The 21,042-nt window shown below is 66.0% G+C and carries 21 protein-coding genes; 7 read left to right on the top strand and 14 right to left on the bottom strand.

Going from position 1 to position 21,042, the window contains the following annotated elements; genetic code table 11:
- Window positions 1-179: 179 nt before the first annotated feature.
- Window positions 180-920: a hypothetical protein gene (locus ASE69_RS15545; protein ID WP_056488605.1), complete on the bottom strand. Its 741-nt coding sequence runs from the start codon at window positions 918-920 to the stop codon at window positions 180-182.
- Between the two features lie 8 nt (window positions 921-928).
- A complete protein-coding gene (locus tag ASE69_RS15540) occupies window positions 929-1,789 on the bottom strand; it encodes a glycerophosphoryl diester phosphodiesterase membrane domain-containing protein (RefSeq protein WP_162236893.1) in 861 nt (286 codons plus the stop codon).
- Between the two features lie 61 nt (window positions 1,790-1,850).
- Between ASE69_RS15540 and lipB the strand changes: the two genes are divergently transcribed.
- The 3 genes from lipB (at window position 1,851) to ASE69_RS15525 (ending at window position 3,931) form a co-directional block, all read left to right on the top strand.
- Window positions 1,851-2,561, top strand: a complete 711-nt coding sequence (gene lipB / locus ASE69_RS15535) for a lipoyl(octanoyl) transferase LipB (RefSeq protein WP_082453202.1) — start codon at window positions 1,851-1,853, stop codon at window positions 2,559-2,561.
- Window positions 2,562-2,664: 103 nt separating this feature from the next.
- Entirely contained in the window at window positions 2,665-2,946 is a 282-nt protein-coding gene (locus tag ASE69_RS15530) for a hypothetical protein (RefSeq protein ID WP_056065069.1), read from the top strand.
- A gap of 274 nt (window positions 2,947-3,220) precedes the next feature.
- Window positions 3,221-3,931, top strand: a complete 711-nt coding sequence (locus tag ASE69_RS15525; protein ID WP_056488597.1) for a hypothetical protein — start codon at window positions 3,221-3,223, stop codon at window positions 3,929-3,931.
- A gap of 159 nt (window positions 3,932-4,090) precedes the next feature.
- Here ASE69_RS15525 and queE read toward each other — a convergent pair whose 3' ends face one another.
- The 5 genes from queE to ASE69_RS15500 all read right to left on the bottom strand — a co-directional run bounded on the left by queE (window position 4,091) and on the right by ASE69_RS15500 (window position 8,929).
- A complete protein-coding gene (gene queE, locus ASE69_RS15520) occupies window positions 4,091-4,723 on the bottom strand; it encodes a 7-carboxy-7-deazaguanine synthase (protein WP_056488594.1) in 633 nt (210 codons plus the stop codon).
- Window position 4,724: 1 nt separating this feature from the next.
- Window positions 4,725-5,429, bottom strand: a complete 705-nt coding sequence (gene queC / locus ASE69_RS15515) for a 7-cyano-7-deazaguanine synthase QueC (protein WP_056488591.1) — start codon at window positions 5,427-5,429, stop codon at window positions 4,725-4,727.
- A 303-nt stretch (window positions 5,430-5,732) separates the two neighbouring features.
- Complete coding sequence (locus ASE69_RS15510; RefSeq protein ID WP_056488587.1) at window positions 5,733-6,650, bottom strand: Hsp33 family molecular chaperone HslO; 918 nt, start codon at window positions 6,648-6,650, stop codon at window positions 5,733-5,735.
- Window positions 6,651-6,682: 32 nt separating this feature from the next.
- On the bottom strand, window positions 6,683-7,600 hold the full coding sequence (gene argF / locus ASE69_RS15505) for an ornithine carbamoyltransferase (protein WP_056488586.1): 918 nt from the start codon (window positions 7,598-7,600) through the stop codon (window positions 6,683-6,685).
- A 138-nt stretch (window positions 7,601-7,738) separates the two neighbouring features.
- Window positions 7,739-8,929, bottom strand: coding sequence for an aspartate aminotransferase family protein (locus tag ASE69_RS15500; protein ID WP_056489390.1), 1,191 nt, complete (start codon window positions 8,927-8,929; stop codon window positions 7,739-7,741).
- 240 nt (window positions 8,930-9,169) lie between these two features.
- Here ASE69_RS15500 and ASE69_RS15495 point away from each other — a divergent pair, with 240 nt between their 5' ends.
- Window positions 9,170-9,958 (top strand): hypothetical protein, encoded by a 789-nt coding sequence (locus tag ASE69_RS15495; protein ID WP_056488583.1) that lies wholly within the window; start codon window positions 9,170-9,172, stop codon window positions 9,956-9,958.
- A 190-nt stretch (window positions 9,959-10,148) separates the two neighbouring features.
- Here the strand turns inward: ASE69_RS15495 and parE are convergent, their stop codons facing one another.
- Window positions 10,149-12,158: a DNA topoisomerase IV subunit B gene (gene parE, locus ASE69_RS15490; protein ID WP_056488580.1), complete on the bottom strand. Its 2,010-nt coding sequence runs from the start codon at window positions 12,156-12,158 to the stop codon at window positions 10,149-10,151.
- 159 nt (window positions 12,159-12,317) lie between these two features.
- Here parE and ASE69_RS15485 point away from each other — a divergent pair, with 159 nt between their 5' ends.
- Window positions 12,318-13,175, top strand: a complete 858-nt coding sequence (locus tag ASE69_RS15485) for an outer membrane protein (RefSeq protein ID WP_156362360.1) — start codon at window positions 12,318-12,320, stop codon at window positions 13,173-13,175.
- A gap of 497 nt (window positions 13,176-13,672) precedes the next feature.
- Here the strand turns inward: ASE69_RS15485 and ASE69_RS15480 are convergent, their stop codons facing one another.
- Window positions 13,673-14,431 carry a GcrA family cell cycle regulator gene (locus tag ASE69_RS15480; protein ID WP_056488576.1) on the bottom strand — a complete coding sequence of 253 codons (759 nt, stop codon included), beginning with the start codon at window positions 14,429-14,431 and terminating at the stop codon, window positions 13,673-13,675.
- A gap of 65 nt (window positions 14,432-14,496) precedes the next feature.
- Between ASE69_RS15480 and ASE69_RS15475 the strand changes: the two genes are divergently transcribed.
- A complete protein-coding gene (locus ASE69_RS15475; RefSeq protein ID WP_056065087.1) occupies window positions 14,497-15,351 on the top strand; it encodes an ABC transporter permease in 855 nt (284 codons plus the stop codon).
- On the top strand, window positions 15,351-16,622 hold the full coding sequence (locus tag ASE69_RS15470; RefSeq protein ID WP_056488574.1) for a serine hydrolase: 1,272 nt from the start codon (window positions 15,351-15,353) through the stop codon (window positions 16,620-16,622). Before ASE69_RS15475 ends, ASE69_RS15470 begins: the two co-directional genes overlap by 1 nt.
- 163 nt (window positions 16,623-16,785) lie before the next feature.
- On the opposite strand, the gene ASE69_RS15465 is transcribed toward ASE69_RS15470, so the two are convergent.
- The 5 genes from ASE69_RS15465 to ASE69_RS15445 form a co-directional block, all read right to left on the bottom strand.
- The gene (locus ASE69_RS15465; protein ID WP_235518850.1) at window positions 16,786-17,313 is read right to left on the bottom strand and encodes a GNAT family N-acetyltransferase; all 528 of its coding nucleotides are present in this window, start codon (window positions 17,311-17,313) and stop codon (window positions 16,786-16,788) included.
- A gap of 41 nt (window positions 17,314-17,354) precedes the next feature.
- On the bottom strand, window positions 17,355-18,137 hold the full coding sequence (locus tag ASE69_RS15460; RefSeq protein ID WP_056488569.1) for a LysR family transcriptional regulator: 783 nt from the start codon (window positions 18,135-18,137) through the stop codon (window positions 17,355-17,357).
- Window positions 18,134-18,532, bottom strand: coding sequence for a Co2+/Mg2+ efflux protein ApaG (gene apaG, locus ASE69_RS15455; protein WP_056488567.1), 399 nt, complete (start codon window positions 18,530-18,532; stop codon window positions 18,134-18,136). The genes ASE69_RS15460 and apaG overlap by 4 nt, the downstream gene beginning before the upstream one ends.
- On the bottom strand, window positions 18,529-19,734 hold the full coding sequence (locus tag ASE69_RS15450) for a trans-sulfuration enzyme family protein (protein ID WP_056488564.1): 1,206 nt from the start codon (window positions 19,732-19,734) through the stop codon (window positions 18,529-18,531). The genes apaG and ASE69_RS15450 overlap by 4 nt, the downstream gene beginning before the upstream one ends.
- Before the next feature lie 208 nt (window positions 19,735-19,942).
- A complete protein-coding gene (locus tag ASE69_RS15445) occupies window positions 19,943-21,040 on the bottom strand; it encodes a glycosyltransferase family 2 protein (protein ID WP_156362392.1) in 1,098 nt (365 codons plus the stop codon).
- Between the last annotated feature and the right edge of the window lie 2 nt (window positions 21,041-21,042).

Genomic DNA, 21,042 nt, shown 5'->3' with positions numbered 1-21,042 from the left:
CCACTCGGTCTCGCGGAGCGGTTCGTCGCCAATCCGTTAGTTCATCTTTACCTCCCCGGCGGAGGCCGGGGTCCAGTTGGGGGACGTTGCTAACGAGGGTGGCGAATCGTTACTGCGACCTCTCCAACTGGGCCCCGGCCTTCGCCGGGGAGGTGCTGTTATATTGAACGGAGCGGCCTTTACCTAACCAGCCGCCGATAAGCAGAGATCGCGATCAGGGCCATCGCTATACCGGCCGCCATCGCCGCCACCGCAGCGCCGGCATCGACGATCGCCAGCGCGACCGGATTGGCCTGCCCGCCGTCGCGCAATGCCTTGTCGGCCATCATGAACGGCGCACCGACGAGCCAGCCGCTGATGTAGCTGAACGCGGCCAATCCCATGAGCGGGAGCCCCGAGCCTCGGCTGAGCGTGAAGCTGCGGCGGATCGCGCCGAGGGCGCCAAGCGGGGCTTCGGCGAACATTGCCGGGCCGGTCAGCATCGTCCGGCCGAGGATGTAGAGACCTGGGATCGCGTACAGCAACAGCCCTGCCCCGGCCGGCAGCGAGACGATCACCATCGCCAGCAGGAAGCGCGGGAAGATCCGTAGGCAGCGCGTCAACGCCTGCCGCAGGTCGAGATGCTGGCGATCGAGATACAGCGCGTAGAACAGCGACGTGCCGAAAAAGCTCATCACATAGGCGAGCAGGTACCAGCCGCCATGCGCCGCCGCCCAGGTCTGCACCGCGTCGGCCCAGACCATCGCCTGCGCCTCGTTGTTGCCTGCCGCGGCATCGGGCATCGGCGGATCGGGGACGACCAGTGCGAGCGCAAACGCGGGCAGGAACAGGAACGGTGCGGCGATCCGCAGCAACAGGTCGCGGTCGCGCTTGAACAGCGTCCAGGCGTCGGTGAGAACGGTCGCGAAATCGAGCTTCATCGGGGATTTCATTCCTGGGGAAGTTTCTCTCTGACCGCGACGTAGAGCTGCGCGGTGAAGACCGCGGCGAGCGCGGTGAAGACGGTGGTGACGATCGTCGCGACCACGCCCGACAGGAAGGTCGCGGTGGCGATTCCGTCGGCGCCGAGCGCGAGGCGGAAGATGATCCCGGTCACCGACTGCGCGGCCCAGGTGGACACGAGCATGACGATCGCGAACAGGATCAACACGCCGATGATCCGCCACGTCAGCCCCTTGGTGAGCTGGACCGAACGGCGGATCGCACCGATCCCGCGACGCTCGTTGAGTATGACCGGGTTGAGCAACACCAGTCGAGCGCCGATCCAGATCGCCACCAGCAGAAAGGCAAGCCCGTACAGCGCCACGAATGCCGCCGCATTTGCGCTGGGCGGAGTCATCTGGACGCCCGCCCCGCTGGCCGCAGCCGCGAAATCGAACCCCGAATTGAGCAGGACGATCACCGGCGGCACCACGAACAGCGCTGCGACAAACGTCAGCAACATCGTGATGCCGAGCGCTGGGAGCACGCGCTTGCCCGCCACGCGACGCGCTTCGGCGGCGTTGGTGGCGGGATCCGTCGCGATCGCGACGATCGCCAACTGTGCCCAGATCACCGCGACCAGTGCGGCGATCGCCAACGTGGCGCCGACCAGCGCGAACGTCAGCGTGCCCGGCGTCGAGAAGGCGGCGAAGCCATCGCGGAGCACGCTCGGCAGCGCTATGCCAAGCAGCGCGATCGGTGCGATCATGCCGGTGCGCCCGTTGAGCACCTCGATCGTGCGATCCCAGACCGTTCCCATCTTCACGCGTGCGTTGACTATCCCTGTCGTCGCGCCTGTCGTCGCCATGCCTGTGCTCCCGCCATTCCCGTTCCTGCGCGAGGTAGCCCAAGCCCTCGCGCTTGACCACATGGTTGAAACGCTCGCCGCGGTTGCAACTTGCGGCACGGGTGCGCAATTGGGTTCGGTGATCACCCCTCCCCTCTCCGATATCGAATGGCGGACCAACGCCGGCCTTACCCCCTATGCGGATGCGCTGGCCAAGATGGAGGCGCGCGCGGTCGCAGTCGGCACAGGTGAGGCGCGCGAACTGCTGTGGATGCTCGAGCACCCGCCGGTCTACACCGCGGGCACCAGCGCGGAGCCGGGCGACCTGATAGACGCGCGATTCCCGGTGATCCCGACCGGGCGTGGCGGCAAATACACCTATCACGGGCCGGGGCAGCGGATCGGCTATGTCGTGCTCGACCTTACCAAGCGCGGGCGCGACGTGCGCTGTTACGTCCACGCGCTCGAATCCTGGGTGATCGCGGCGCTCGGCGAACTCGGCGTCGAGGCGTTCGCGGTTGATGGCCGGGTCGGCATCTGGACGCTCGATCGGGGTCGCGAGGCCAAGATCGGGGCGATCGGGGTGCGGGTTAAGCGCTGGGTGACGCTCCACGGCTTCTCGGTCAACGTCGACCCGGACCTGTCGCACTTTGGTGGTATCGTGCCCTGCGGCCTGCCGGAATACGGCGTTACCAGCCTGCAATCGCTCGGCATTCCGGCCGACCTTGCAACTTTCGACGCAGCCCTGGCGTTGACGGCCGATGCTTTCCTTGAAACAGTTTCTTGTCCTTGAGAAAACGAGGCTTGAGGGCAAAGCGTTATCGGATTAATGTCCACTACGATTTGGGTATTAAGGGCGAGCAGCCAGCCAAATCCTCTATCTAGGGAGCTTCCACATGCGTGCACTCATTTCCAAGGTTCTGACCGGTTCGCTGATCGCCAGCGCAGCACTCGCTGTTTCGGCTTGCGGTCCCAAGACCGAGACCACGACCGACAACACGATGGTCACCGACATGAACGCCACTGAGGGCATGGACACGATGTCCGACAACATGACCGCAGTCGACGGCGCGTCGAACGGTGGCATGATGGCCAACGACACCATGATGGCGAACGACACGATGATGTCGAACGACACCATGATGACGAACAACGCGATGACCACCAACGCAATGTAATTTCCGCAAGGAAACTACGACGTTGTGGAGGGCCGCCCGGGCAACCGGGCGGCCCTTTTCGTTATTGGTGGTGCGCGATGGGTTGCGGCGATCGAAGCACGTGCGGGGGCACCCCCACAGCTCCGCCGTCGAGCGATCGTTTCGGCGCCGACGAATTTCTGACGGTCCCACCCGACAACGGCGTCGGACGACGGGTCGGAAAGGTTAAAATCGCTTGGGAGTTTCGCGGAAACGCTTTAGATTCGATCACTTGGAATGCCCTGGGGAGGTTGGAATGAAGGTGTTGCGTACCGCGCTCGCGCTTTGCGTGGCGTCGAGCGGGCTCGCTGTAGCGCAGTCGGCGTCGGCGCAGTTTTTTTTACAGTCGCGCGATTTTTCGGGCGCAGCCGTCACCGGTGAAGAATCCGACCTTGGCCAGGCCCTGCCCGGCGCGACGTCGGCGGAAATGCGGGCGGCGTTGGTGTGGCACATGCGTGCGGCGCTCAACGTCGCGGCGTTGCAGTGCCAGTTCGAACCGACGCTGTTGACCGTGCCGAACTACAACTCGATCCTGGCCGATCACGGCGAGGAACTGAAGGGGGCGTTCGATACGCTGACCAAGTACTTCGTGCGCGTGAACAAGGCGGCGGGCCCCAAGGCCGGCCAGACCGCGCTCGACCAGTTCGGGACGCGGACCTATTCGAGCTTTGCCACCGTGGCTGCGCAATACGGCTTTTGCCAGACCGCAGGGTCGATCGGACGTGATGCGGTGTTCGCACCGCGCGGTCATTTCGCCGACGTCGCGCTGGCGCGTTCGCGTGAGTTGCGCAACAGCCTGATCCCGTGGGGCGAGCAGCGCTTTCCCCGGTACATCGGTCGCGAACGGGGAGCACCGATGATGATCCGCCTCGATCCGATCTGCTGGAACAAGAAGGGCGAATGGGTCGTGAAGAAGTGCGGCGCGCAGAACTGGCCGCCGGTCGGTTTGGGTATGGCGACTCGCTGAGTGAGCTGGCCGAGGGTTGAGTGATCTGGAGAAGTACCTCCCAGTCCTCACCCTTCGCACCTGGCAACCAGCCGCCCGGCCTTCCCTTTGTTCAACATCCTGATCACCTAGCGTTACGCAATATCCAAGCGAGAGCTGGAGTGGTTCGTGAGGCTAGGGTTAGCGCAGACCGAGCAGCTTGTGCGTCTGGAGCGACAGTCGCCATTGCGGCCGCTCCATGACCAGGTCCACGCACGCCTCTCGGTTCGCATCCGCCCGGGGATCATCGAGCGGCTGGAGCAGAAAGTTCTCGAAATTCCAGGTCTCGACTTCCTCGATGTCACTGCCCGGCTGCGGCCAGACGAGCTTCAGCTCGTGCCCGGTACGCTGGACGACGATGCTGCCGGCCTTGGGACTGATGCAGACCCAGTCGATTCCTGGATGCGCCGGGATCGTGCCGTTGCTCTCCATCGCGATCCGGAAGCCGTGAGCATGCAGCGCATCGACGATAGCGTCGTCGATCTGGAGCATCGGCTCGCCGCCGGTCAGGACGACGAATCGATCGTGCACCCCTTCTCCCCAGAAGCCCGCTACCGCTGACGCCAAAGCCTGCGCCTCGGCAAACTTGCCGCCGCCGAGCCCGTCGGTGCCGACGAATTCGGTATCGCAGAACTTGCAGACCGCGGTCGCGCGATCCTGTTCGCGGCCCGACCAGAGGTTGCAGCCGGCGAACCGGACGAACACTGCACGGCGACCGGCATTGACGCCCTCGCCCTGCAATGTGAGGAACATTTCCTTGACGGCGTAGCTCATATCAGGCCGGCTTGACGGCGTAACGCGTCGGGTCGGCGATCCCCGCCTCGTCGAAGCCGCGCGAACGCAGGCGGCAGCTGTCGCACTCGCCGCAATGCTCACCGGCGGGCGTCGGATCGTAGCACGACCAGCTCAGGCCGAGATCAAGCCCTAGGCGCGTGCCTTCGCGGACGATATCCGCCTTGGTCATCATCTGGAGCGGTGCCTGGATGCGGAACGGTTCGCCTTCGACGCCGGCCTTGGTGGCGAGTTCGGCGAGGCCTTCGAAGGCGGCGATGAACTCGGGGCGGCAATCGGGATAGCCGGAGTAATCGAGCGCGTTGACGCCGATATAGATGTCGCGCGCGCCGGCCGCCTCGGCCCAGCCGAGCGCGAGGCTGAGGAAGATCGTATTGCGCGCGGGGACGTAGGTGACGGGAATGCCGCCGCTGTCTTCGGTACCCGCGCCGTCCTTCGGCACGTCGATATCGGCGGTCAGCGCGGAGCCGCCGAACGCGGACAGGTCCATCGGCAGGACGATGTGGCGCTCGGCACCGAGTGCACTGGCGACCCGGCGCGCTGCGTCGAGTTCGATCCGGTGGCGCTGATTATAATCGAACGAGAGCGCGAGCACGCGCTGGCCGGCTTCGCGCGCAAGCGCGGCGGATACCATCGAGTCGAGCCCGCCCGAGACGAGGGCGACCGCAAAGGGAGCAGGGGATGTCATGATGCGTGTTCGCTAGGCCAGCGAGCGCAAAAAAGAAAGGGGCCGCCCGGCGGAGCGGCCCCGAGTTTGGCGCGGACGCGCGCCACAAGGGAGAAACGTGCTGAATAAGAGCACGTGACCAGTGGTAAGGGTGAGGGGTAAAAGCGCCGTTAACGCCTGTTTGCCCTCTCCCCTTGGGGGAGAGGGAAGGAGCAGCCCCTTGGCTGCGGGAGAGTGAGGGCACGTGATGGACGCGACCGTGCCCTCACCCTCCCACGACTGCGTCGCGGGCCCCTCCCTCTCCCCTGCAGGGAGAGGGGAATTTTATCCCTCCACCGGCACCGGGAACTTCTTCGCGCAGAACGCACAATCCACGATGATGAAGCCGGTCTCGTCCGCCATCGACTGGCGCTCCTCCAGGGGAAATTTCGAAATTACACCCCGGATATAATCCGGATCGCAGCGGCACCCGCGCACGATCGGGATGTCGGCGAGGATGCGGACGTCTTCCTCCTCATTGAAGAGCCGCCAGACGAGCGTCTCCAGCGGCAACGTCGCATCGGTGAGTTCATCGACGCCCATCGTGTTGCCGAGCGTGGCGACATGCTCCCATTCCGGATGATCGAGCTTGGTATGCAGGCGTTCGCGCCCGTCCTCGCCCTCGGGGAGATGCTGGAGGAACAGCCCGCCGGAAATGCAGCGACCGTCTGGGCCCTTCGCCATGCCGGTGCGGATCATCGTCGGGATCTGCTCGGACTGCGTGAAATAGCTCTGCGCGGCCTGCGACAGCGTATCGCCGTCGAGGGGGACGATGCCCTGATAGCGTTCGTTGCTGGTCGCCATGTCGAACGTGATCGCGAGATAGCCGGCGCCAAACAGCGCGAACAACGAGGGCTCGGCGGGGGCCTCGGCGAGCTTGCCGGCGTCGTACTCGATGTAGCCACGGACTTCGCCGCCGCGATAGTCGCAGACGAGCAGCTGGACGACGCCGCTGTCGGTGCGCGTCTGCATCGTCAGCTGGCCGCTCGAATCCTTGAGCGTCGAGCCGATCAGCGCCGCGAGCGTGAGCGCCTCGGCGAGCAGCTTCTCGATCGCGGGCGGATAGGCGTGCGCGGCGAGCACTTCGTCGAGCGCGGTGCCGAGCCGCACGATCCGGCCGCGTGCACTGCGCGTCGGGATCGCGAAAGCCAGCGCGCGGTCGATATCGGTCATGTTGGGGTCGAATTTTGGCGTATCGTTCATCGTTCGCCAGATGGTGACCCTGCCCGTTCAGGTCAACCGATCTGCCCGAAGCACCAGCGCAGGACCGACTTCTGCGCGTGGAGGCGGTTTTCAGCCTCCTGCCAGATCAGCGACTGCGGGCCGTCGATGACTTCGGGCGTGACTTCCTCGCCGCGATGCGCGGGGAGGCAATGGAGGAACTTCGCATCGTGCTTGGCGAGCGCCATGAGCGCGGCGTCGACCTGGTACGGGGTGAGCGCCTTCAGCTTGGCCTCGGCATGCGCCTGCCCCATCGAGATCCAGGTATCGGTGACAACGATGTCCGCGCCCTCGACCGCTTCGCGCGGGTCGGCCACGACGCGGGCCCGGCCCGACGCGCGGACGATCGCCTCTTCTTCGGGCTGGAACCCTTGCGGGCAGGCCGCGACGACGTCGAACTGCATCAGCCCGGCAGCTTCGACGATCGAGGCAAGCACGTTGTTGCCGTCGCCGAGCCATGCGACCTTGAGGCCGGGCAGCGACTTGCCGCTCTCGATGATCGTCAGCAGGTCGGCCATGATCTGGCACGGATGCGACGCGTCGGTGAGGCCATTGATGACCGGGACGGAGGCGTAGTGGGCCATCTCCTCGATCTTGGCGTGATCGTCGGTGCGGATCATGATCGCGTCGACATAGCCCGACAGGATCCGCGCGGTGTCGGCGATCGACTCGCCGCGGCCAAGCTGCATCGAGCCGCCGTCGGACACGATCGAGGTGCCGCCGAGCTGGCGGATCGCCATATCGAACGAGAAGCGCGTGCGAGTGGAGCTCTTCTCGAACACCATCGCGAGCGTGTGGCCGGCAAGCGGCGCGTCGGCGTCGGCCCGGCCCTTGGGGAAGCCGGCGCGCGCCGCCTTGCGGTCGAGCGCGTCGGCCAGCATCGCGGCAATGCCGTCGGCTCCGGCGTCGGTGAGATTCAGGAAATGGCGCATAATTCCTCCCCGGCACGGGGAGGGGGACCGCGCTCGCAGAGCGGGGTGGAGGGGGACCTCCACGGGCGCTACGCTGCGGGGAAAGCCCCCTCCACCATGCTTCGCATGGTCCCCCTCCCCGTACCGGGGAGGATCAGTTCAATCGTCGGCGGCGGGTACGTAGACGCGCGCGGCGGTCGACAGCTTGTCGATGCACTCGGCGATGTGGCTCTCGTCGATCACCAGCGGCGGCAGGATGCGGACGACGTTCTCGCCCGCCGACACCAGCAGCAGATTATGGTTGTCGCGCGCGAACGCGACGAACGCGCGGCTGTCGCTCTTGAGCTTCAGCCCGAGCATCAGCCCGGTACCGCGAACGCTGTCGAACAAATGATCGTGGTTGGGGATCATCTGCTCGAGCCCCTGCCGCAACCGGTCGCCCATCGCGGTGACGTTGTCGAGGAACCCGTCCTCGAGCATCACGTCGAGGATCGCCTCGCCCGCCGCCATCGCCAGCGGGTTGCCGCCATAGGTCGAGCCGTGCGTGCCGGCGACCATGCCCTTGGCCGCTTCCTCGGTCGCGAGGCACGCGCCGAGCGGGAAGCCGCCGCCGATACCCTTGGCGACTGCCATGATATCGGGCGTGATGCCGTACAGTTCGTGCGCGAAGAACTTGCCGGTACGCCCGTAGCCGCACTGGACCTCGTCGAGCACCAGCAACAGGCCGTGCTCGTCGCAGGCCTTGCGCAGGCCGGTCAGGAACTCGTGGCTCGCCTGGCGGATGCCACCCTCGCCCTGGATCGGCTCGACCAGGAACCCGGCGGTATTGTCGTCGATCAGCGCCAGTGCGCCTTCCAAGTCGTCGAACTTCGCATAGGCGAACCCCGGCAGCAACGGCTCGAACCCGTCGCGCATCTTCGCCTGATTGGTCGCCGAAATCGCGCCGAGCGTGCGCCCGTGAAACGCGGTGTCGAACGTGATCAGCGTGTGACGCTGCGGATTGCCGTTGGCGAAGTGATAGCGGCGCGCGGTCTTGATCGCGCACTCGACCGCTTCCGCACCCGAATTGGTGAAGAACACCGTGTCGGCGAAGCTGTTGTCGACGAGGCGCTGTGCGAGATGCTCGCCCTGCGGCGACCCGTACAGGTTCGACACGTGCATCAGCGTCGCCGCCTGCTCGGCGATCGCCTTGGTCAGATGCGGATGGCCGTGGCCGAGCGCGTTGACCGCGATGCCGCTGGCAAAATCGAGATACTGCTGGCCGTCCTCGCCGAAGAGGTACGCGCCCTCGCCTCGGACCGGACGCACGCCACACCGCGGGTAGACGGGCATGAGCGGGGTGATGGTCACGACGGCAAGCTCCTTCAAACAGCGAGGGCGACCCTTAGCGGCCGCCCGAACCGCCTGATACGAGCGCGCGACGCCGGGAGCAACACCGCTTGCATCGCCCACCAAAGCTGACCGGGATTATATCGCCGTCGCCCTGTCGCATCACCCTAAACAAGCGCATGCATCGGCAGACGCGGCGCCAGGATCCTGTGTGCTTTGATTCGCTTCGAATGACCTCGTCGAAGTACAGGGGATATAATCATGATCAAAATTACAATCGGCATAGCATTGGTATCGACCGCGATATCGCCGGTAGTCGCGCAAGACGTGCTATCGGGTACTTGGAAGGGCGATATCAGTGCCAGTCAATTGTCCACCAAACCTTCCAGCACGTTGATAGACAAGGGACTATATACCTGCGCCACGTGCAAGCCGGTGGTGAAGGTCGTCGCCGACGGTGGCTGGCATGCGGTGGCTGGACAGCCTTACTACGACGAGATGTCGGTGACCGTCGTCGATCCGGCGGTCGTGAAATACGCGACGAAGAAGGGCGGCAAGATCGTCAGCGAAGCGACCGAGACGGTGTCTGCCGACGGAAAATCGATTGCGACGGCCTTCAGCGAGACGGTGGGCACGACCGGCGTTCCGATCACCGGCACGTCGGTCAGCGATCGCGTTGCCCCCGCCCCTGCCGGCGCGCATGCCACGTCGGGCTCTTGGCGCCAGACCAAGGATGCGCAGGTGTCCGACAGCGGGCTGACGTTCACGTTCGCGCAGGTCGGCAAGGTCGTGACCTATTCCACGCCGATCGGCATCTCGTTCGCCGCGACGATCGGCGGTCCGGCAGTGCCGGTGACGGGCGATCCGGGCTGGACGACCGTGTCCCTGACGCAGCCCAGTGCCCGCACGTTGCACGAGACCGATATGTTCGAAGGCAAGGTGACCGGCAAATTCCTCATGACGGTCTCGCCCGACGGCAAGACGATGACGATCGACGTCAACGACATCAAACGTGGGAAGACGTCGACGCTGGTCGCCTACAAGCAGTAGGTGATCGTTTGAGAGCCATGACGGTGCCCAGCTAGGTTGTACTCTCGCGAAGGCGGGAGCCCAGGCTGGGCACCCGCCTTCGCGGGTGAGCGCAATGGTGGTGGCAAGCTTGGCGAACTCGGGCCGCCTCCGTGGCGTTTTCGGACTGGCGCGACATCGCCACCCGTTCTCGAGACGCGCTACCGTTACGTCACGCGTCGATCGCTTCCTCGTCCATGCGCCCCGCATTCTCCTGGATGAACGCGAACCTGTGCGCGGGGTTGTTGCCCATCAGGCGGTCGACCAGGTCCTTCACCTGCGCGCGCTCCTCGTATTCCTGCGGGAGCGTGATGCGGAGCATGCCGCGGGTGGCGGGGTCCATCGTGGTTTCGCGGAGCTGGCTCGGGTTCATCTCGCCGAGGCCCTTGAAGCGGCCGACATCGACCTTCTTGCCCTTGAAGACGGTGCGCTCGAGTTCGGCCCGGTGCGCGTCGTCCCGCGCATAGACGCTCTTGGTGCCAACCGTCAGGCGGTAGAGCGGCGGTTGCGCGAGGTAGAGGTGCCCGCGGCGGACGAGTTCGGGCATCTCCTGGAAAAAGAACGTCATCAGCAGCGTGGCGATGTGCGCGCCGTCGACGTCGGCGTCGGTCATGATGACGATGCGTTCGTAGCGCAGCGTATCCGGCGTGCAGTCCTTCCGCGTGCCGCAGCCCAGCGCGAGCGTCAGGTCGGCGATTTCCTGGTTGGCGAAGATCTTGGCGCTGGTGGCGGACGCGACGTTGAGGATCTTGCCGCGGATCGGGAGGATCGCCTGGGTTTTCCGGTCGCGCGCCTGCTTGGCCGATCCGCCTGCCGAATCGCCCTCGACGATGAAGAGTTCGGTGCCCTCGGGTGAGTTGGCCGAGCAGTCGGTGAGCTTGCCGGGCAGCCGCAGCTTGCGCGCGGAGGTGGCGGTCTTGCGCTTGACGTCGCGTTCCTGCTTGCGACGCAGGCGTTCGTCCATCCGCTCCAGCACATAGTTCAGCAGCGCCTTGCCGCGCTCCATGTTGTGACTGAGGAAATGGTCGAAATGATCGCGCACCGCCTTCTCGACGAGGCCGGCGGCTTCGGGGCTGGTCAGGCGATCCTTGGTCTGGCTCTGGAACTGTGGTTCGCGGATGAAGACCGACAGCATCAGCTCGCTGCCGACCATCACGTCGTCCGCGCTGATATCCTTGGTTTTCTTGTTGCCGACGAGATCGCCGAATGCGCGCAGGCCGCGGACCAGTGCCTGGCGGAGGCCCTGTTCGTGCGTGCCGCCGTCGGGGGTCGGGATGGTGTTGCAATACCAGCTATACGAGCCGTCGCTCCACAGCGGCCATGCGACTGCCCATTCGACGCGGCCCTGCGTCTCGCCGTTCGCGCTCGGGAAGTCCTGCGAGCCGGAGAAGAAATCGGAGGTTGCGCATTCGCGGCCGGCGATCTGGTCGCGGAGGTGATCGGCGAGACCGCCGGGGAACTGGAACACGGCCTGTGCGGGGGTGTCGTCGGCGATCAGGTCGGGCGCGCAGTGCCAGCGGATTTCGACGCCAGCGAACAGATACGCCTTCGAGCGGACCAGCTTGTAGAGACGCTGCGGCTTGAAGTTCAGTTCGGTGCCGAAGATCTCGGTATCCGGCGTGAAAGCGACGCTGGTGCCGCGACGGTTGGGCGTGGCCCCAAGATGCTCGATCGGTCCGAGCGTCAGGCCCTTGGCGAAGCGCTGGCGGTACAGCTGGCGATCGCGCGCGACTTCCACGACGGTGTCGGAGGAAAGTGCGTTGACCACGCTGATGCCGACGCCGTGCAAGCCGCCCGATGTCGCATAGGCCTTGCCGGCGAACTTGCCGCCCGAGTGGAGCGTCGAGAGGATCACCTCCAGCGCGGACTTGTCGGGGAACTTCGGATGCGGATCGACGGGGATGCCGCGGCCGTTGTCGACGATCGTAAGGCGGTTGTTCGCTTCGAGCGTGACCTCGATCCGCGTCGCGTGGCCGGCGACCGCCTCGTCCATCGCGTTGTCGAGCACTTCGGCGGCGAGGTGATGCAGCGCGCGCTCGTCGGTGCCGCCGACGTACATGCCGGGGCGGCGGCGTACGGGTTCGAGGCCTTCGAGCACCTCGATCGAGGACGCGTCATAGGTGTTGGCGGCGGTTTTGCCGGCGCCGGGCGTCGAGGGGGACGCGAACAGATCTTCAGCCATGGCGGGAACGTAGCCGCAGGCGTCGGACAAAGCCACAGGCTCTGTTTGTTCTCCCTGTGATGCAAAAGTCACATTGATATAGATTGTTACTTTGGGGGGATAACTTTCGCGGAACCGGCCGTTTATGAAAAACCTGTCATGAAGTTTCCGGGAGTGAATATGACAAAGACGATGATGGTGGCGCTTGCCGGCGCCGCTACGCTGGGTTTTGCCGCAATGCCTGTCGCGGCGCAGGAGATCACCGAAGACGCACCGTTCAGCGGCATCTATTTCGGTGCGGCCGGTGGGTATGACGTGCAGCCGAACGACGAGGGTTCGTCGATCCTGTTCGACCGCAACCTCGACGGCCGGTTCGGCGACGCCGTCACGACCGCTGCTGGCGCCAACGCGTTCTCGCCCGGCTTCTGCAACGGCGCCGCGCGGAGCAGCACCGCTCCTGCCGTCGGTGGCCGTGGCTGCCGCAACGATAAGGACAATACCGCCTATTACGCGCGCGTCGGCATCGACCAGCAGCGTGGCAACATCGTCGTCGGCGTCGTCGGCGAGTTCGGCAAGTCGAACATCCGCGACAGCGTCACCGCCTTCTCGACCACGCCCGCCTTCTACACGATGACGCGCGACCTCGACTGGGAAGCCTCGATCCGTGGCCGTGTGGGCTATGCGGTCAACACGACGCTGTTTTACGGGACGTTCGGCCCGGGCTATGCGCGCATCAACCGCGATTTCTATTCGAGCAACACCGCGAATGCCTATGCGCAGAGCGGCAAGAAGAACCAGTTCGGCATCACCGGCGGCGGTGGCATCGAGCAGAAGCTCGGCAAGAACATCTCTGTCGGCATGGAATACATGTTCCATCAGTATCAGGACGACGACGCCCGCGTTCTCGTGACGCGCGGCACGCAGCCTGCGAACAACCCGTTCGTGCTCGCGCCGAACACGGCTGGGACAGCGTTCAAGCGCTCGGATGACAACTTCCGCTGGCACAGCCTGCGCGGCACGGTTGCGTTTAGGTTCTGAGGCGCAGGGCGGCCGCTGCCACGCTGGCAGCGGACTCGCCCAAGCCCGGCCGGCGCGGTTCACCGCGACCGACGACATGGGCTTTGCCCATGGCTAGCTGATATAGAAAGGGCCGCTTCCTCACACGGAGAAGCGGCCTTTTCTGTTTCCCCGCGAAGGCGGGGATCCAGTCTGGCCTCCCGCCTTCGCGGGAGAACAAGTAAGGAGCGGTAGACGCGTTGAGCTACAAGAAGCACCACCCCGGCGGAGGCCGGGGCCCAGTTGGGCAACGCTGCTAACCGCAAGCTGCGCTTAGTTACCGCGACCTTTCCAACTGGGCCCCGGCCTTCGCCGGGGGGGGGGTAGCAGTTTCGAAAAAAGCCGCTTCCTCGCCCGAGGAAACGGCCTTTTCTACATCACGCTAGCCATGGGCAAAGCCCATGTCGTCGGCCGCGGCTAGCCGCGCCGGGCAGGCTTGGGCGGGTCCTGCGCCAGGTTGGCGCGGGCCGCCTTTCGCCTTACCTCGGCCGCGGACCGCCGAACGGCAGCGGCGGGGTCGGGCGGCGATCACGGCGGGGCAGCTGCGCCTGGTAGGCGTGGCCGCAGTGATCGACGCAATACGGGAAGCCCGGGTTCACCGCCTTGCCGCAGAAATGGAAATCAGGCTCGCCGGGATGGCCGAGCGGCCATTTGCAGATGCGGTCGTTGAGTTCGAGCAGGCTCGTCTTGTTCGCCATCTCGGCCGACGGCTTGGCGGGGACGAGGCGGCGCGGCGGGGCGGGCGTGCTGGGAGGCTGCTGCTCGCCAGGCGCCTGGCGGAGGAAGCCGCCGGGACCGACCGAGCGCAGGATCGGCTGCGGCGCACGGACAGGTGCGGCGACGGCCGGAGCAGCCTCGTCCTCATCCTCGTCCTCTTCGTCCTCCGGCTCTTCGGCAACCGGCTCTGGTTCGACCGGTGCCGCAGGCTTGGCCGCTGCCACGACGGGCGGTGCGACCGGGTCGGGCTTGGGGGCCTCGACCTCGACGGGCTCCGGTGCCACGACCGGCTCGGGCGACGCCGCAGCAGCCGACGCCGTTGCCTCGGCAGCAGCAGCCGCCTTGGCCTCGGGATCATTCGGCTTCACCGGCGACGGGCGCGCCTGCAGCTCGAGGCGGTGCGCCTTGCCGATGACGGCGTTGCGGCTGACGCCACCCAGTGCTTCGGCGATCTGGCTGGCGGTCTGGCCGGCCTCCCACATCGTCTTGAGCGTCGCGATGCGCTCGTCGGTCCAGGACATGTTCGTTCCTTAGTCTTGCTCAGCCGGGTTGCGGGCGGCAGCGGCAGCGATTACCCGCAACGCCTATGAGCAGCCAGCCCCCAATCGGTGAAATCCATTCGGCGGTGCATTCCGCCCCCGGCGTTCCCGTCATAAAGAGCGTGAACTGGGAGGGATTGCGAACCCTCTATATCAAGGAGGTGCGCCGGTTCTTCAAGGTGCAGCTTCAGACGGTGTGGGCGCCGGCGATCACGACGCTGCTGTTTCTGATCGTGTTCACCATCGCGACGGGCGCGAAAAGCCCGGTGCCGGTCGACGGCCAGATCGTCGCGTTCGCCGATTTCATCGCGCCGGGGCTGATCATCGCGCAGGGCATGATGGGCCCGGCGTTCGCCAATGCGAGCTTCTCGCTGCTGGTCGGCAAGATGCAGGGGACGATCGTCGATTACCTCCAGCCGCCCTTGTCGACGGGTGAATTGCTGGGCGCGCTGGTCGCCGGCGCGGTGACTCGCGCGGTGATCGTCGGGATCGTCGTGTGGGCGGCGATGGCGCTGTATCCGGGCGTGCACGTGACGCCGCATGCGCCGCTCGCGATCATCTGGTTCGGGTTGCTGGGCGCGACGTTCCTCGCGCTGCTCGGCGTGCTGACCTCGATCTGGGCGGACAAGTTCGATCATGCGGCTGCGGTCACCAACTTCGTGATCGCGCCGTTGTCGCTGTTGTCGGGGACGTTCTACTCGGTCGACAAGCTGGCGCCGGCGTTCCGCGCGTTCAGCCATGCCAACCCGTTCTTCTACATCATCTCGGGGTTCCGATACGGGTTCCTGGGGATAGCCGACTCGCCGGTGATGATCGGAGGGATCGTGATCCTGGTGATCGATCTGGTGCTCGCGACGCTGTGCTACCGGTTGCTGAAGAGTGGTTGGAAGCTGAAGAACTGATGCACAGGCTCGCGCTCTGGCTGGTGGCGTTGGCGGTGGCCTTGCTGCCGGTCGGTGCGGTGGCGCAGGGCGCGGTGGCCGACCCTGCGTTGCGGGCGAAAGCGGATGCGTTGGTCGCGATCCTGGACGGGCGTGGCGCGTATGACGCGTATTTCGCGGCGAGCTTCCGCGAAAAGGTGCCCAAGGCGCAGTTCTCGGTGATTGCCGAAAAGCTGAAGACCACGCTCGGCGCGCCGCAAAAGATCGAGTCGCTGACGGCGACGTCTGCATGGAGTGCGGATCTCGTGGTCGGCTATGCGCGAGGTACGGCGAGCGTTCGGCTGGTGATAGACCCCGCGGCGCCGCATGCCGCGACCGGGTTGCTGATCACGGGTACGGGGGCGCGGGACGATACTTTGGCGAAGGTCGAGGCGGAGTTTCGTGCCCTGCCGGGGGCCAGCGGGTTCGGGCTGTATGCGCTGGGCGTGGGCAAGCCTGCGCCGATCCTCGAATACCGTGCCGATGTCGGCGCGCCGCTTGGATCGGCGTTCAAGCTGTGGGTGCTGGCGGAGTTGGCGCGGCAGGTGGCGAGCGGCGAGCGGCATTGGGATGACGTCGTGAAGGTTGGGGCGCCGTCCTTGCCGTCGGGCGTGTTGCAGACCTGGCCCGCTAGATCGCCGGTGACGGTGCAGACGCTGGCGACGATGATGATCTCGATCAGCGACAATACCGCGACGGATACGCTGCTGACAACGCTCGGACGCGCGAAGGTGGATGCGATGGCGGAGGCTGCTGGCGGCAGCGTGCCGGTAATGACCACGCGCGAGATGTTTGCGCTGAAGGGCGATCCGGGGCTGACGAAGGCCTGGGCGGCTGGGTCTGGGGACGAGCGGCGGGCGCTGCTGGTGGACAATGCGGTGAAGATCGCGACGGCCAAGCTGGATCCGACCGTGTTCGCCGGGAAGCCTGTGGCGATCGACAGCATCGAGTGGTTTGCGAGTCCTTCGGCGATGGCGGGGCTGCTGGATCGGTTGCGGGGGGCGGACGCTACGACCCTGGCGGTGCTGGCGGTCAATTGCGGGGTCGATCCGGCGATTGCCAAGCGGTTCGGGTATGTCGGCTTCAAGGGTGGTGGCGAGCCTGGGGTGCTGACGCTGAACTACCTGGTGCAGGCCAAGGACGGGCGCTGGTATGCGGCGACCGGGAACTGGCACCGGACTGATGACGGCGTGAACGAGGTTCGGTTCGCGGGGCTGATGGGGCGGGCGTTGGCGTTATTGGCGGCGCGGTAGGCTATCAAAGAGATACCCTACGCTTTGCCACCACCCCGGCGGAGGCCGGGGCCCAGTCGGGGGACGTAGCTAACTGAGGGCCGAGCGCCGTTATGACTGCCTTTCCAACTGGGCCCCGGCCTTTGCCGGGGTGGTGCATGTAGCGATACGATCAGTACCCGGATCAGGCCCGCCCAACCGCCTGCCAGCTATCCGCGCAGAGCCCGTAGATCAGGCTGTCGCGCAACCCCAGATGCGTTTCCCACTCGTCGCGCAACAGCCGCTCGCGGCGGAAACCGAGACGTTCCAGCAACGTGATCGACGCGGTGTTCTCGGTATCCGCATCGGCGAACACCCGGCTCCGGCCTTCCGCAAACAACCGATCGATCACCGCCGACACAGCCTCACGCGCGATCCCTCGCCCCCACGCTTCGCGCGCGAGGATGAAACCGATCTCCGTCACCCCTGCCCCGTCGGCCTCGCTCCCAGAGACCCAGCCGATCGCGCGGTCGTCGCCGGTGCGGGTGATCGCCCAGGTGCGCTGGTTGCCCGGTGCGGCTTCCTCGGCGAGGTAGGTGCGGACGTCGTCGACGGAGCCCAAGGGGCCATCGGCGGAATAGGCCATCAGCTCTGCATCGGCGAGCATCGGGTGCAGCGCGGTCGCATCACCTTCGACTAGCGGCCGCAACCGCAGTCGTCGCGTCTTCAGCACCGGCGATACGCCAGCGCGCCGTGGTCTGCGCCCGGGTTGCCTCACGTGGTCAGGGCATCCACGAGCGCGCGGACCTTCTTCTGGCGCCACTGCGGGAGCGGGGCGACGAGCCAGTACCCCCCCTTTGAAGGCTGCGACTCACCGATCAGCCGGACGCGATCCTGCGCAAGATCGCGACGGGCAAGCAGTTCGGGCACCGTCGCCCGACCAAGCCCAGCCGCAGCCGCGTCGATTGCGAGCCCGGCATCGGTGACGCGGACCAGCGCGACGCCGTCCTCACCCAACCATGCGATCGCGGCTTCGCTGTCGCTACCGGGCTTGCCGATGGTCACCATGCCCTCCGACTCGAGCGCCTCGCCCTCATGCTCGCCAGGACCATCGCCCCAGCGGATCGCGAGATCGAGATTGGCTTCGGTGAAGTCGACATTCTCGTCGGCGGTGATCAGCACGAAGCGCAATTCGGGATCCGCCTCGGCGATCTGGGCAAGCCGCGGCATCAGCCACTTCTCGGTCAGGTCGCGCGGCGCGGCGATCGTGAGCGATTTGGAGGACTGCCCGGCCTGCATCGCCCGCACAGCTTCCTCGAACTGGAGGAAGCCGCCGCGGAGCGCGCCTAGACCCGCTTCCGCCTCAGGCGTCAGTTCGAGCCCGCGCGTGGTGCGGCGGAACAGCACGACACCGAGCGTATCCTCCAGCGCGCGGATCTGCTGACCGACCGCCGCCGGCGTCACCGCCAGCTCGTCCGCAGCGCGCGTGAACGACAGATGCCGCGCGGCCGCATCGAGCACGCGCAGGCCGTTAAGCGGGAGATGCGTGCGCTTCAATTCAGCACCGCGGGGGCGAACAGCGAGAAGCGGGGGATCTCGACCGCGAACACGGCGCCGTCTTCGCGGACCATCTGGTAGCTCCCCTGCATCGCGCCCGACGGAGTCGCGAGCGGGCATCCGGAGACGTAGTCGAAGCTGGCGCCCGGTTCGATCACCGGCTGTTCGCCGACCACACCCTCGCCCTCGACCGAATGGCGCGCGCCGCGGCCGTCGGTGATCACCCAGTGGCGGGTGAGCAACTGGACGGTCTCGGTGCCCTCGTTCTCGAGGCGGATATGATAGGCCCAGAACCAGCGGCCACGCTCGGGCTCGGACTGTTCGGGCAAATAGCTGACCGACACGCGCACCGTCACCCCATCGGTCGTCGCCGCGTTGGGGAACAGCGCCTTCATAGACGGGCCCGCGTCAAAGCCTGGTCGAGGTCGTCGATCACGTCCTGCGCATCTTCGAGCCCGACGTTGATCCGCAACAACCCCTCGGTCACGCCCATCTCGATCTGCTTGTCGGGCGAGACGCTCGCGTGCGTGGTCGAGGCCGGATGCGTCATCAGCGAGCGCGAGTCGCCGATGTTGTTCGAGATATCGACCAGCTCCAGCGCGTCGAGCAACGCGTGCGCCTGTTCGCGCCCCTCGACCTCGAACGCGAAGATCGGCCCGCATGCGTCCATCTGGCGCTTGGCCAGTTCGTGCTGCGGATGGCTCGGCAGGAAGGGGTGCAGCACGCGGGGCACGCGGCCTTCGAGGAATTCACCGACCTTCATCGCGTTCTCGGACTGGCGGTGGATACGCAGGTCGAGCGTCTCGAGGCCCTTGAGCACCACCCACGCGTTGAATGGCGACAGCGTCGGCCCGGTGTTGCGCGTGAACGGCAGCAGCGTGTTGGTGATGAAATCCTCGGTTCCGCAGACCGCGCCGGCGAGCACACGGCCCTGCCCGTCCATCATCTTGGTCGCGCTATAAGCGGTGACGTCCGCGCCGAACTCCATCGGCCGCTGGAGCGCCGGCGTCGCGAACGCGTTGTCGACCACGGTCGTGATCCCGCGCTCGCGCGCGATGTCGCAGATCGCCTTGAGGTCGGCGATGTCCATCGTGGGGTTGGCGGGCGTCTCGAAGAAGAACACTTTCGTCTCGGGGCGCACCGCGTCGAGGAACGCCTGCGGGTCACGCGCATCGACGATCGTCGTGGCAATCCCGAACTTCGGCAGCAGCGTGTCCGTGAGCCAGCGGCACGAACCAAACGCCGCACGGCCGCCGACGAGATGGTCGCCGGTCTGGAGCTGGCACAGCAGCGCCGCAGTCATCGCCGCCATGCCGGTCGCCATCGTCCGGCACGCCTCGGCGCCCTCCAGCAGCGCGATGCGCTCCTCCAGCATCTGGACAGTCGGGTTCTGCAGGCGGGAATAGGTCATCCCCTCCTGCTCGCCGGCAAAGCGCGCCGCGGCGTCGCCTGCTTTGTCGTAGCAATAGCCCGAGGTAAGGAACAACGCCTCCGACGTCTCGCCATATTCGCTGCGGGCGGTGCCGCCGCGGATGGCGCGCGTCGCGGGACGCCAATGCTGAGTGATCGAACGATCCTGGCCGGTCTTGCGCTTCATGCGCGCCGCTTTGCCGGGGGGGAGCCGCGATGACAAGCCCGGGGACAAGCCTTGCGGGCGTGTGCCCCTGTTACGGGGGGCGTCATTCTCCCCTCCCTGGAAGGGAGGGGTTGGGGGTGGGTCGGGTTCCGGATCGTGGAACGGTCGCGACACAAGCTGGCCTACCCACCCCCAGCCCCTCCCTTTCAGGGAGGGGAGCAGGTTCCGCCTAGTACCGCCCCCAGGTGAATTTCGAGGATAGCGCGTAGTTCCAGACCGCGCCGACCAGCACGCCGATCAGCGCCGAGGCCGCCCATGCCCCGTCCCTCATCTCGTACAAGAACGCGGCGATGCCGACATTAGCGACCGCGCCGACCGAGCAGATCACCGCGAACGATACCCAGCCGTCGACCAATTGCCGCCACCCCTTGAGACGCCGATCGCGATAGGTCAGCGCGTTGTTGAGGAAGAAGTTGAACGTGAGCGCGGCAAGCGTCGCGACGATCTCGCCGACCAGGAAGTGCGTGCCGAACCCGACGAACAACGCGGTCAGCACGGCCATGTGGATGCCGACGCCGAACACGCCGATCGCGGAGAACATCGCGAACCGCACGGGAATGACCCGCCCGAACATCCGGTCGTAGATCGCGATCAGATATTCCATCGCGACGACGTGATCGAGCTTGCTCTCGCCCTCGGTCCGGCAGCGGAAGGTGTACGGCACCTCGACGAAGCGCAGCGGCGTCGGCGAGGCGGTGAGCAGGTCGAGCAGGATCTTGAAGCCGATCGCCGACAGCGACGGCGAGAGGCGGCGGACGATGTCGGTGCGGATCATGAAGAAACCGCTCATCGGATCGTTGAGATCGCATTTCAGCACGCGGCGCGACAGCTTGGTCGCGAGCGCCGACTTGGCGACGCGGTCGCTGTCCCACTCGCCGGTGCCGCCGCCGCTGACGAAACGCGAACCGATCACCACGTCGGTATCGTCGTCCTTCAATAGATCGAGCATCGCCGGCAGCAATGTCTCGTCATGCTGGAGATCGCCGTCGATCACCGCGACGACCGGCGCGGCGGTGGCGCACATCCCCTCGATGCATGCCGACGACAGCCCCCGCCGACCGATCCGCTGGATCACGCGGACTCGCTTGTCGAGCCGGGCGATCTCGCGCGCAGCGTCGGCGGTGCCGTCGGGACTGTCGTCGTCGACGAAGATCGCTTCCCAGTTCAGCCCGACCAGTGCCTGGTCGAGCTTGGCGATCAACGTCGCGACATTGGCCTTCTCGTTGAACGTCGGGATGACGACCGCGAGTTGCAGCAGGTCACCGATCA

Origin of the sequence: Sphingomonas sp. Leaf208 (assembly GCF_001421415.1) — a bacterium.
Taxonomy (GTDB): Bacteria; Pseudomonadota; Alphaproteobacteria; order Sphingomonadales; family Sphingomonadaceae; genus Sphingomonas.
This window is presented reverse-complemented; position numbering and strand designations above follow the sequence as displayed.